Origin of the sequence: Sporanaerobacter acetigenes DSM 13106 (assembly GCF_900130025.1) — a bacterium.
Classification (GTDB): Bacteria; Bacillota; Clostridia; order Tissierellales; family Sporanaerobacteraceae; genus Sporanaerobacter; species Sporanaerobacter acetigenes.
In genome coordinates this window covers 22381-35458 of the sequence record NZ_FQXR01000014.1, presented here as the reverse complement: position 1 = coordinate 35458, position 13078 = coordinate 22381, and the positions used below count along the sequence as shown (strand labels likewise).

Sequence of the window (13078 nt, the reverse complement as noted above, 5' to 3'; positions counted from 1 at the left end):
GGCAATTAAAAATAACCTTCTAAAATATCTAATGAATTAACAATTCCAAAATCCCTATTATTAAAGCATAATATAACTTCTACCCCTTCATTACTTTTAGCATTTATTACAGGTGATTGACTTGATCCCTTTTCTAAATATATATAAGTCGAAGGACTTATGATTTTGTCTCTATGAGCACTACTAAAGCTCGTAATTTCCTTACTTACACTTCCATTTTCACGAATTCTAATCATCAAAAGCATATAATCTCCCATCCCGATTTCAGGGTGGTATTGATAATCTGAATATGCATAAACATAATGGTTACCTAAACTCTTTAAATCACCAACTTCATAACACTTTGCATCGTAATCAACTTTTATAACCCACTTTTTAACACCAAAATCAGAACTAAACCCTGTATGGCTAATTTCAGGTATATATTCAGTATCAAATTGTCAATAACCTAAAATGTATGCATATATTAGCAATTTTTATGAAAATTTTCTTTTTTGATGTAGATAACTCTAAAATTACATTCTACACATATTTATATTTATAAACATTTTTAACAAAGCCACTTGCATAAATTATTTTTCCCAATGGAATCCCCTCCTATTTAATTCTTATATGGATATCTAAGTATAATATGGCTATTACTGTATTTATCTAAATTATACATTAAATAAATATTTTTTCAACATCTTTCTTTTGCGATTTTTAGACATATTTCTTTGTATAAATGAAAAACAACCTAGAACTAAGTATAGGCTACTTATGTTCTAGGTTGCTTTGTCTAATTTTTAATTCGTTTTTTATTCTAAATACCATTTAAGTGAAAATTTATCTCCGCTTATTCTTTCAAACAATTCTTCATATTTATATAATCCAGATGGTCTTATCACTTCATTTATGAGAAAATCCCCAAATTCTTTTGGTTTTTCAGCAACTGAATTTACATTGTATTTTTTATAAAATACTTTTTTGAGCATTTCACAGGTTACATCTCCCATGAAATAATTGTGCATATATATTGGATGTGTTGTATAGTGAATTCTATATGCAAAAGGTGGTTCTTCATTATATGGTTTATCTCCAAACAATTCTCCATTTAATTTAAAATATAGATTATATATATCATCTAGAGATTTTATATCATTTTTATACAATTCATGATCAAGGAAAATATCTCCTACAAATCTTAGATAATCAAGTTTCTCATATTCTTGCATTTCTTCAAATTGCTCTTTTACTGAACTATCAAAGAAATTCTTATAGAACAATTCATCATACAAAAACCCACCAAATAAATTTGCTATTCCTTCTGTGACTATTCCACTGACCCCAGCATTTAGAATGATTTCTTCTGGATCCAATAAAAATGAATGCACTCCATGACCTGTTTCATGAAGAAGTACTCCGTATTCATGATATTTGTTTTTCACATTGGCAAGTATCCTTGAATCTACTCCATTTTTTATAGGGAAATTGTATCCCCATTCTGATTTATTTTTTCTTGAAAAAATGTCATAGGTAATATTGAATTTATCAATATCTATGCCAAAATTTAGGAAGAAATTTCTCACATAGTCATAATACTTTGACATATCTACGGTAGTATTAAGTGCTGGAGCTATTTTAGATTTTACATAAGCTCCATCCCAAGGCATAAGTTCTTCTTCACTTATGAATCTTCTAGCATATTCCCCTCTTTTATTGTTTAAAGTATCAATATAGGGATTTAAATCTTCTTTCCAATTGTCAAAAATACTTGGAGATAGTTCGTTCATTTTTAACTTATGCTCTACAAAATTTTTATCTCCATAGGCTTTGGCATATTCTTTTCTTAAATTGATTAAATCTATAAATCCTCCATCAGCAAGAGGTTTATTTATTTGGTTTCTTGCAAAATATGCCTTTTTTCTTAAATCTCTATCTTCCTCATTGGAAAGTATTTGAGCTATTTCTACACTAGAAACTTCTTTTCCGTCTATTTTAAATCTAAAGGTATTAAGTATCATAGAAAGTTCGTTGGTCTTTTTTTGGATTTCTAAATTTAAATCATTTAATTCTTTGCTTAAATGATATGGTTTAATCATATTATATACAATTTCAACTCTTCTTTTATCCTCTGGATTCAAATCTTTTCCCTTGTACTCAAGAACCAATTCATAGTTTTTCTTATCTTCCAAAAATTCGTTCATTTTCTTATATGCTTCTTCTATGCCAAAATCATATCCTGCAGTATATTGAACCCACGTAAGTTTACTTATATTTGTCTCCATTTCATCTAACTTTTTAGCCATATCTAAAAGTCTTTCCATCAAAACACCCCCTTGTAAATTAGGATAGATGTTTAACATCTATCCTAATAATTATATCACATTTATTTCGATACTAGAAATAAATTTTATTCTACTTTTCTCAATTTGATTCCTGTTTCATGACCATTTAAATCTTGTCTTTCAAAGGAATCATCATTTACTTTTTCTATGGAAACTGCCAATGTTTCTTTCATTATATATTCTCTATAGAAATTTATAGCTGCTTCTATATCCTTATCTCCATCATAATATATGTTTATATTGTCTAACATTTCATATCCATTGTTCTTTCTCATCTGTTGAATTTTAGATATAAACTCTCTTGCATATCCTTCATTGATTAATTCAGGAGTCAAAGTCGTATCAAGAATTACAAACAAGTTGTTTTCCATAGCTACATCAAAACCTTCTTTTGAAGAAATAGTCACCATGACAAAATCCTTTTCTATTTCTACATCTTCTCCACCTAAATTCAAAGTGATTTTTCCTTCTCTTTCTAATGTTTCAACTGTTTCATGAGCATCTACTTCATTTAGTGCCTTCCCAAAAGCTTTTATCTTTGGTCCTAATACTGGTCCTGCTACTTTGAAGTTTGGCTTCAAAGTATAGTTCATAAACTGAGATAAATCTTTTTCAAATACTACTTCTTTTACATTTAATTCTTCTTTTATAAGTGGCACCAAATCTCCTATGAGCTCTTCATATTTCCCATCAATTAGAACTTCACTTAAAGGTTGACGTACTTTTATCTTAGCTGCTTCTCTTGAAGCTCTGCCAAGCCCTACTAAATCTCTGACTAAATCCATCTTCTCTTCAAGTCTTAAATCTATCAAATCTTCATTAGTCTTTGGATAATTATCTAAATGCACAGACATTTCTCCTGTCAAATTTCTATACATTTCTTCAGCTGTAAATGGTACAAAAGGTGCTACAATCTTACTCAATCCTACAAGAACTTCATAAGTAGTCTTATATACAGCTTTCTTATCTTCATCCAATTCTGTAGCCCAAAATCTTCTTCTTGAACGTCTAATATACCAGTTGGATAAATCCTCATTGACAAATTCTTGAATTCTCCTTACAGCCCTTGTCAAATCATATTGATTCATATCTTCTTCTAAATCTTTAAGTAAACTATTATATTTAGAAAGTAACCATCTATCTAACTCTGGTCTATCATTATGTTCTACATTGAACTCTCTTGGATCAATTTCATCTGTATTTGCATAAAGAGTGAAGAAATTGTATACATTTCTTATAGTTCTAAAGAATTTGCTTTCTACCTCTTTTATACCTTCTTCATCAAATTTAGTTGGAGTCCATGGTGGTGATACATAAAGTATATACCATCTTAGAGCATCTGCTCCATATTTATCAAATAGACTAAATGGATCCACTGTATTTCCCTTTGATTTAGACATCTTCCTACCTTCTCTATCTAACACAAGATCGTTCACAAGTACTCTCTTGTATGGAGATTTGCCTGTGACAAAAGTAGATATAGCAAGTAGTGAATAAAACCAACCTCTAGTTTGATCTATTCCTTCGCATATGAAATCTGCAGGAAATAGTTTGTCAAAATTTTCTTTGTTTTCAAATGGATAGTGATGCTGAGCAAATGGCATAGAACCACTGTCAAACCATACGTCTACTACATCTTTAACTCTGGTCATAGTAGCACCACATTTTTCACATTTTATATGAACATCATCTACATAAGGTCTATGAAGTTCTATATTTTCATCTATATTTTCTATGGCCTTTTCTGCCAATTCACTTCTCGAACCTATACTTGTAGTATGACCACAATCATCACATCTCCAAATATTTAAAGGTGTTCCCCAATATCTAGTTCTTGAAATAGCCCAATCATTTAAGTTTTCTAGCCAATTTCCAAATCTCTTTTCTCCTACAAAAGCTGGATACCATTCTACGCCATTGTTGTTTTCAATAAGTTTATCTTTAAGCTTAGTGATTTCAATATACCAACTAGGCTTTGCATAGTATAATAATGGTGTATGACATCTCCAACAATGAGGATAATTGTGTAGCATTTTTTCTTTTCTAAATAGCTTTCCATTTTCTCTCAACCACTGAATGATTTCTGAATCTGCATCCATGACAAATTTCCCTTTCCAAGGGGTTTCTGTAAACTTTCCTTCTTCATTTACAGGTTTAAGAACTGGCAATTTATATCTAACACCTGTATTGTAGTCATCTTCACCAAAGGCAGGAGCAGAGTGAACTATTCCAGTGCCATCTTCAGTAGTTACATAATCAGCTACAGTAACGAAAAAGGCTTTCTCATTGGTTTTAACAAAAGGTATAAGTTGTTCATACTCTACATATTCCAAATCTTTACCTTTCATTTCTTCAAGAACTTCATATTCATCCCCTAGCACTTTATTGGCTAAAGTTTTACTTACATAGTATATTTCATCATTTTGCTTAACTTTTATATAAGTTTCTTCTGGATTCACAGTTAAGCACACATTGCTTGGCAATGTCCAAGGAGTAGTAGTCCATGCCAAGAAATATTCATCCTTATCTTTTCTCTTGAACTTAACTATTACAGTTTCTGTTTTTATCTCTTCATAACCTTGAGCTACTTCATGAGAAGCAAGACCAGTTCCACATCTTGAACAATAAGGAAGTATTTTGTGCCCTTCATAGATGTATCCTTCTTTGAAAAACTTATCAAGTATCCACCATACAGATTCAATATAGTCATTGTCCAAGGTAATATATGGATGGTCTAAATCTATTTCATAGGCCATTCTCTTAGTCATTTCACGCCATAAGCTTTCATATTTGAAAACTGATTCTTTGCATTGTTTGTTAAATTTTTCAATTCCATAGTCCTCAATATCTTGCTTTTTATTTAGCTTGAGTTGTTTTTCTACTTCAATTTCTACTGGAAGACCATGAGTATCCCATCCAGCTTTTCTTTTTACTTGATACCCCTCCATAGTCTTGTATCTACACACAACATCCTTTAGAGTTCTAGCCATAACATGGTGAATACCAGGCTTTCCATTGGCTGTTGGAGGTCCTTCAAAAAATACGAACTGATTGTCTTCATCTCTAGAGTTTATACTCTTTTCAAGTAAATTTATCTCATTCCAGTAATCTGATATTTGACTTTCTCTATCCTTTACTGGCAAATTTGATAATTCTTTAAAAGCCATTTTTTTCATCCTCTCTATATTTTATTAATTTTAATTTTAGTGGCAAAACAAACGTCCCTATGTCATTTTGTGACAAATAGGGACGAACATGCCGTGGTACCACCCATATTATAAGTATATACCTTATCTCTCATTAAATCATAACGTGAAAACACGAGATGCCCTACTATGTATTTTCGAACATCCAGCTTAGAGGCGATTTTCATAAAAGTTAAGCAACAATCTTTCACCAAATGATCATTTCTCTGTAAGCAATCCCTTTTATTACTCTCCTCATCAAGGCTATTAAATATGAAATTCCATTTTGAATAATGATACATCAAAAGCTATCAATTTGTCAAGACGCCTTTAATCAATAATAGCTTTTAGAAGTTCATCTTGAGAAATTCCTGAAAAATAGTAACCTACATCAATGCTTTTTAGTGCTTCATTTATTTCATCTTCACTATATTTTATATCTACTAGTTTTTCTTCTACATCCTTCAAATCTCCATGACCGAAAAAGTCTCCATAAAATTTAATGTCCTTGATAAATCCATTATCTACATCTATAAGTATTTCTACCTTTCCACTTGGAAATCTCCTGTCTTTTCTTATATTGAACTCTGGCGATTGTCCATAAACCCAATCCCAAGTCATATATCTTTCTTCCATCAATTTATTAATATTTTTTAAATCTTCTTCTGTCAATTCATATACTTCCATATCTTCTTTATCTTTAAACATATGTTTTAAAAGAAGTTCTTTAAAATCTTCTATAGTGATATCTTCCTTTAAATGTTCTTTTATATTTGTGACTCTGCTCCTTACTGATTTGACTCCTTTAGATACTATTTTATCTTGTGATACTTTTAGAGCTTTAGCTAGAACATCCAATTCTACATCAAAAAGTATAGCACCATGATGAAGTACTCTTCCCTTTCTCATATATTGAGCATTTCCACAGAACTTTTTACCATCTATAACTATATCATTTCTCCCAGTAAATTCTGCATGTATACCTAAATCAGCTAATACTTCTATTACAGGTTGAGAAAAAGTTTTAAAATCAAAGCCATTGGAATCCTTGTTTTTAGATATTATAGTATAATTTAAATTGCCTAAATCGTGATAAACAGCTCCACCACCTGAAAGTCTTCTAACTACATTGATATTATTTTCTTTGACATATTGAATGTTTATCTCCTCAATAGTATTTTGATGTTTCCCAACTACAATAGTAGGCTCGTTTATCCACAATAAAAATATTTCATCAAATTGATCTAAATAGTTAAACACATATTCTTCTAGTGCTAAATTAAATTGAGGTTTATTGCAGTCATTTTTTATATAAATCATGGGTTTACCTCCAAATATATTTTTTAATTGATTCATAAAAATTATAAACTATATTTTTCTAAAAAGCAAAGTCTCTGTATAAATGTTCTTAAAAAAACCTTTCAAGTTTATATAAGCTATTTTATAATATATAAACCTGAAAGGCTTTGAAAATAATATAGGCTAATTTTTTTTAGGTAAATGTATTGCCTTTCCTAGTGTATCAGCACAAGCTTCTACAAAAGCTTCAGAATATGTTGGATGTCCATGAACTGTTTGTAGAACTTCATGTACTGTAATTTCCATTTCCATAAGAGCTGCTGCCTCATTTATCATTTCTGCTACCCCAGGTCCTACCATGTGAACCCCCAATATTTCTCCATATTTTTTGTCTACTATAACTTTAACAAAACCTGTAGTTTGTCCTGAAGCCAATGCTCTTCCATTTCCTATAAATGTGAATTTACCAACAGAAATATCATATTTTTCTCTTGCCTCGTCTTCAGTAAGTCCTACTGAAGATGCTTCTGGCATAGTATAAATAGCAGCTGGTGTATTGCCCAATTTTACCTTTTCGCTTCCACCCATAGCGTTTATTGCAGCTGCTTCACCCATTTTGAAAGCTGCATGAGCAAGCATCTTTCTGCCATTTATATCTCCCGGTGCATAAACTCCTTCTACACTAGTTTCCATATAATCGTTTACTTTTATTCTTCCTCTTTCCATTTCAAACTCAACTTCTCCCATACCTGCTAAATCTGGGACTCTTCCTATGGATAATAGTGCTTTGTCTACTACTAAATCTTCTTTTCCTTCTAATTTCAATGTGAGTTTTCCATCTTTTTCAATTATCTCATTTAACTTAGTAGAAGTATGAATTTCTATTCCTTTGCTAGTCAACGCATCATGTAGCGCTGTAGATACATCTTTGTCCATATTTGGTACTATTCTATCCATCATTTCAACGATTGTTACATGGCTTCCAAAAGAATTAAAAGCTAATCCCAATTCTACACCTATGACCCCTCCGCCGATAACTGCCAATTCCTTTGGAACTTCTTTTAAGTTAAGCATTTCATCACTTGTCAAAACCAATCTGCTTTCTATTCCTGGAATTTTTATTTTAGCTGCTTTTGAACCACCTGCTAAAATAATCTTTCTTCCTTCAATGATTTCACTATCGTTTATAGATACTTTTTTATCTTTAGTTATTTTTCCTATGCCTTTGTATATAGCTATTCCATTGCTTTTCAAAAGTCCTACTACACCATTAGTCAAGGTCATAACTACTTCATTTTTTAGTTCAACAGTTCTATCCATATCTACACTTACATTGGAGTTTTCCAAAACAACTCCTCTTCTTCCTGCAGCCTTTATTTCTTCAACTATTTCAGCATTCTTAAGATAAGTCTTAGTTGGTACACATCCTCTATTTAAACAAGTTCCACCCAATAAACTTTTTTCTACTATTGCAACTTTTCCACCTAGTTGAGCTGCTCTTATAGCTGCTACATATCCAGCTGGTCCTCCACCTATAACTATTACATCATAAATATCATCATCTTTTTCTACTTTTATTTCTGGGGTTTTAACTTCTTCTTTTACTATTTCATTGTTTCCTGCGTCTTTGATGATTTCTCCTTTTTCTCCTAAATATCCTATAGTAGTTATAACTGGAACTGTTTCTCCATCATGTTTCAATATCTTTAGTAAATATCCTGAAGTTTCCGCTTCTACCTCCATATTTACTTTATCTGTCATTATTTCAAGTAGAACTTCTCCTTGTTCTACATATTCGCCTTCTTTTTTATACCACTTTATAATCTGCCCTTCTTGCATGTCCATACCTGCTTTAGGCATTATTACTTCTGTTGCCACAACTATTCCCTCCTTTATATGAGCATAGCTACTGGATTTTCTAGTAGATATTTTAAATCTTGTAGGAACTTAGCACCTACTACTCCGTCTATCACTCTATGGTCTACTGTCAAACTCAATGTCATCATAGGTTTAATCTTCATTTCTCCATTTACAGCTACTACCTTATCTACTGTAGTATTTACTCCCAATATTGCACTATTTGGTTGATTTATAATTGGATTGAAATGAGTTATTCCATACATTCCTAAATTACTTACTGTAAATGTACTTCCTTGCAATTCATCTGGTGATAATTTCATGTTCATAGTTCTTTCTACTATATCTTTTGTTGCTAAAACCATTTCAGTTAAACTCTTCTTGTCTGCATCCTCTATAACTGGAGTTAGAAGTCCACTTTCAAGTCCAACTGCCATAGCTAAGTTTACATATTTATGAAGTATAATATTTTCTCCATCTTCTGATATACTTGCATTTACCAATGGATGTTTAATTAAAGCTTTAGCTGTAGCAAGCATTATTATATCTGTAATAGTGATTTTCTTTCCTGTTTCTTCTAAAATCATGTCTTTCACTTTTGCTCTTAGTGCTTTGACTTCTGTCATATCTACCTCTGTATTTAATGTAAAAGTTGGAGCAGAAAAATAGCTTTCACTCATTCTCTTTGCTATTATCTTTCTCATATTAGTCATAGGAACTAATTGAATTCTTTCATCTTGAGTTTCTGCAGTTTCTTCAGTTTCTCCATTTCCTAATACCTTTAGTACATCCTCTTTCATCACTTTCCCATTAAATCCACTACCTACGATACCTTCTAAATCTACTCCTTCTATTTCAGCAATTCTTCTTGCCAATGGTGAAACTTTAATGACATCTTCTTTATAATTTAATACATCTATTTGTTGTATTCTTCCTTTTGGACCAGAACCTTTAACACTTAACAAATCAATTTCTCTTTCTCTTGCAATTCTCCTTGCTGCTGGAGTTGCTCTTACTTTTCCTTTTACTTCTTCTACTACTTCTTCTTTTTCTACCTTAGGAGATTCTTTAGTTGCTACTGCTTTTTCTTCTACTACTTTCGTTTCACTAGCAGCTGCAGCTTCAATGACTTCTCCTTTTTCTCCTAAATATCCTATAGTAGTTATAACTGGAACTGTTTCTCCATCATGTTTCAATATCTTTAGCAAATATCCTGAAGTTTCTGCTTCTACTTCCATATTTACTTTATCTGTCATTATTTCAAGTAGAACTTCTCCTTGTTCTACATGTTCGCCTTCTTTTTTATACCACTTTATAATTTGCCCTTCTTGCATATCCATACCTGCTTTAGGCATTATTACTTCTGTTGCCATCACTCTTCCCCCCTATCGGTTCATAACTTTGAGTACTGCTTCTCTTATTTGTTCTTCACTTGGAACTATTGCTTTTTCTAATTCAGGGTTGTATGGTACTGGCACATCTAATCCTGCTAATCTAACTATTGGTGCATCAAGATAGTCAAAAGCTTCGCTTTCTACTATAACTGAAGCTATTTCTCCTAAATATCCTCCAGTTTTGCATGCTTCATTTACTAGTATTACCCTTCCTGTTTTCTTTACTGATTCAATTATCAATTCTTTATCCAATGGTACTAGAGTTCTAGGGTCTAATACTTCTACACTGATACCTTCACTTTCCATTTCTTCTGCTACTTTTAGTGCCCTTGGAAGCATTCTACCATAGCTAATGATTGTTACATCTTTTCCTTCTTTCTTTATTTCACCTTTTCCTAGAGGAATTATAAACTCTTCGTCCATAGGAACTTCACCTTTTATTTTATAAAGAGTTTTTTGTTCAACAAATACGACTGGATTGTCATCTCTAATTGCTGCCTTCAAAAGCCCCTTTGCATCTTTTGCTGTACTAGGTACTACTACTTTTAGTCCAGGTACATGACAGAACCAAGCTTCTAAACTTTGAGAGTGCTGAGCTGCTGCTCCTGTTCCTGAACCACCAGGGCACCTTAAAACCATTGGTACTTTAGCTTTTCCACCAAACATATATCTCATTTTAGCAGCTTGATTCACCAATGCATCCATTGCTATTGTTGAGAAGTCCATAAACATAATTTCGGCTATTGGTCTCATTCCTGTAACAGCTGCTCCTGCTGCTGCTCCTGCTATTACAGCTTCTGATATAGGAGTGTCTCTAACTCTTTCTTCTCCAAATTCATCAAGCATGCCTACAGATACTCCAAAAGCACCGCCATATAGACCTACGTCTTCACCCATCAAAAATACATTTTCATCTCTTCTCATTTCCTCAACCATTGCCAATTTAACAGCTTCTTTATATGTCATTTCTTTCATTTCATTTGCCATTTACATTCCCCTCCTTATGCATATACATCTTCTGTTACAGTTTCAATTGGTGGATTTGGACTGTTGTTTGCAAATTCCACTGCATCTTCTATAGCCTGTCTAGCATTTTTTTCTATTGTATCTAGTTCTTCTTCTGTTGCTATATTGTTTTCTAACATATATTTTCTAAATCTCTTTATTGGACATTTCTTTTTCCATTCTTCTACTTCTTCTTTGCTTCTATATATTTGAGCATCTGATTTAGAATGACCTAACCATCTGTATGTCTTACTTTCAATCAATACTGGGCCTTTTCCACTTCTTACATACTCACTAGCTTCTTTCACTGTATTATAAACTGCTACTGCATCATTTCCATCTACTATATATCCTGGTATTCCATAAGAATCAGCTCTTTTAGCAATATCTTTGATATTCATTGATTTTTCTATAGGTACGCTCATACCATATAGATTGTTTTCACAATAAAATATCACTGGCAATTTCCAAACAGAAGCTAAATTTAATGCTTCGTGGAAACTTCCCTCATTTGAAGCTCCATCTCCAAAAAAACAGAGTACAATTTTGCCTGTCTTCTTCATTTGTTGAGTAAGAGCTGCTCCAACAGCTATTCCATGCCCTCCGCCAACTACTCCATTGGCACCTAAATTCCCCGCTTCTACATCAGCTATATGCATAGAACCACCTTTTCCCTTGCAATATCCTGTATATTTTCCTAGTAGTTCAGCCATCATTTTATTTAAATCTATTCCTTTTCCTATAACTTGACTATGACCTCTATGAGTAGACGTAATCAAATCATCACTATTTAAAGCCATACATGAAGCAACACCTGATGCTTCCTCGCCTACTGATAAATGGGTTGTCCCATGAACCATTCCTCTTGCGAAAAAGTAACTTACCTTTTCTTCAAAGGACCTAGCTTCATTCATTCTTTTGTACATTTCCAACAATGTTTCTTTACTAATATCAGTCATTTATATCCCTCCTGATTTCTTTAAAATTTCAATTTATTTTAATTTTCTTCATACTCTTTTAAAATACTTCTAGCAACAACTTCATCAGTAACAAGTACATCCATAAGTCCACCTTTAAGAGCTCCATGAATGGCTTTAATTTTTTTATCTCCTCCTGCTACTGCAACTATAGTTGGTATTTTTCTTAATTGCTCCAAACTGAGAGCTACAGTTCTATCTGAAAAAATATTTTCTGTGTACTGCCCATTTTTGTCAAAAAAACAAGTGCTTATATCTCCAATGACTCCAGCATCTAACAACTGCTTTATATCATCCTCTTCCAAAAGTCCTATATCTGCCATAGTTGAAGCAGCTATACTTCCTATTCCTACTATAGCAATATCAGCTCTTTCACTGGTTTCTATTACCTTTTTTATACTTTTATCGTTAAATATCAAGTTCCTTACTTCTTTAGTAGCAACAAATACTGGAGAATACAATCCAAGAGAACTTGCACCTAAATTTTTAGACATAGTATCTGCTATTACATTGGAATGATAAATGTTCATCTCATTTCCAATTCCACCAACCAGCGGAGATATAACTATATTTGTTTTCCCATTTGACCTAATTCTACTTGCTACTTCATATACGGTTCTCCCCCATGAAACAGCTATTGTCATATTGTGATCAATTATTTGACTTAAATATTCTGTAGCTCCATCAGCCAATTGAGTTATCAATCCATCTTCATTCTTCGAAAGTCTAGGTACTATTATAGCTTTCTTTAGTCCAAATATTTTTTCCATCTTTCTTTGCAAATCAAAACAATATAGTTCTGAATCTTTTATTTCAATTCTAACAATTCCCTTTGTCCTTGCTTCATTGAGCATCATAGATACCATAGACCTTGAAATTCCATACTCTTTGGCTATTTGATTTTGACTCATTTCATCTATATAGTACATATAAGCTATTTCCGCAAGTTTCCTTTCTTTGGTTTTATCCATTTAGTATCCCCCTTGTCCTAAGCGCCATTTGACACGATTTATATTTTCTTTTAATTTAATTAT

The 13078-nt window shown here is 32.2% G+C and carries 9 protein-coding genes and 1 other annotated feature; all 9 genes read right to left on the bottom strand.

What is annotated here, in order from left to right; genetic code table 11:
* Positions 1-5: 5 nt before the first annotated feature.
* The 9 genes from BUA21_RS11600 to BUA21_RS11560 all read right to left on the bottom strand — a co-directional run bounded on the left by BUA21_RS11600 (position 6) and on the right by BUA21_RS11560 (position 13015).
* The gene (locus BUA21_RS11600; protein WP_072745001.1) at positions 6-245 is read right to left on the bottom strand and encodes a hypothetical protein; all 240 of its coding nucleotides are present in this window, start codon (positions 243-245) and stop codon (positions 6-8) included.
* 552 nt (positions 246-797) lie between these two features.
* Positions 798-2306: a gluzincin family metallopeptidase gene (locus tag BUA21_RS11595; RefSeq protein WP_072745000.1), complete on the bottom strand. Its 1509-nt coding sequence runs from the start codon at positions 2304-2306 to the stop codon at positions 798-800.
* Between the two features lie 86 nt (positions 2307-2392).
* Positions 2393-5494, bottom strand: a complete 3102-nt coding sequence (gene ileS / locus BUA21_RS11590) for an isoleucine--tRNA ligase (protein WP_072744999.1) — start codon at positions 5492-5494, stop codon at positions 2393-2395.
* Between the two features lie 75 nt (positions 5495-5569).
* Positions 5570-5783 (bottom strand) — a binding site (T-box leader).
* Positions 5784-5842: 59 nt separating this feature from the next.
* Positions 5843-6832 (bottom strand): lipoate--protein ligase, encoded by a 990-nt coding sequence (locus BUA21_RS11585; RefSeq protein ID WP_072744998.1) that lies wholly within the window; start codon positions 6830-6832, stop codon positions 5843-5845.
* 162 nt (positions 6833-6994) lie between these two features.
* The gene (lpdA, locus tag BUA21_RS11580; RefSeq protein WP_072744997.1) at positions 6995-8689 is read right to left on the bottom strand and encodes a dihydrolipoyl dehydrogenase; all 1695 of its coding nucleotides are present in this window, start codon (positions 8687-8689) and stop codon (positions 6995-6997) included.
* A gap of 14 nt (positions 8690-8703) precedes the next feature.
* Positions 8704-10041, bottom strand: coding sequence for a dihydrolipoamide acetyltransferase (locus tag BUA21_RS11575; RefSeq protein ID WP_072744996.1), 1338 nt, complete (start codon positions 10039-10041; stop codon positions 8704-8706).
* Positions 10042-10053: 12 nt separating this feature from the next.
* Positions 10054-11049, bottom strand: coding sequence for an alpha-ketoacid dehydrogenase subunit beta (locus BUA21_RS11570; protein WP_072744995.1), 996 nt, complete (start codon positions 11047-11049; stop codon positions 10054-10056).
* 14 nt (positions 11050-11063) lie between these two features.
* Positions 11064-12026, bottom strand: coding sequence for a thiamine pyrophosphate-dependent dehydrogenase E1 component subunit alpha (locus tag BUA21_RS11565; protein WP_072744994.1), 963 nt, complete (start codon positions 12024-12026; stop codon positions 11064-11066).
* 38 nt (positions 12027-12064) lie between these two features.
* A complete protein-coding gene (locus BUA21_RS11560; protein ID WP_072744993.1) occupies positions 12065-13015 on the bottom strand; it encodes a sugar-binding transcriptional regulator in 951 nt (316 codons plus the stop codon).
* Positions 13016-13078 lie beyond the last annotated feature (63 nt).

Excerpts from the sequence above, each read along its gene's own strand:
- BUA21_RS11600 (WP_072745001.1), bottom strand. The coding sequence starts at position 245 with ATGCTTTTGATGATTAGAATTCGTGAAAATGGAAGTGTAAGTAAGGAA.
- BUA21_RS11595 (WP_072745000.1), bottom strand. The coding sequence starts at position 2,306 with ATGGAAAGACTTTTAGATATGGCTAAAAAGTTAGATGAAATGGAGACA.
- ileS (WP_072744999.1), bottom strand. The coding sequence starts at position 5,494 with ATGGCTTTTAAAGAATTATCAAATTTGCCAGTAAAGGATAGAGAAAGT.
- BUA21_RS11585 (WP_072744998.1), bottom strand. The coding sequence starts at position 6,832 with ATGATTTATATAAAAAATGACTGCAATAAACCTCAATTTAATTTAGCA.
- BUA21_RS11575 (WP_072744996.1), bottom strand. The coding sequence starts at position 10,041 with ATGGCAACAGAAGTAATAATGCCTAAAGCAGGTATGGATATGCAAGAA.
- BUA21_RS11570 (WP_072744995.1), bottom strand. The coding sequence starts at position 11,049 with ATGGCAAATGAAATGAAAGAAATGACATATAAAGAAGCTGTTAAATTG.
- BUA21_RS11565 (WP_072744994.1), bottom strand. The coding sequence starts at position 12,026 with ATGACTGATATTAGTAAAGAAACATTGTTGGAAATGTACAAAAGAATG.
- BUA21_RS11560 (WP_072744993.1), bottom strand. The coding sequence starts at position 13,015 with ATGGATAAAACCAAAGAAAGGAAACTTGCGGAAATAGCTTATATGTAC.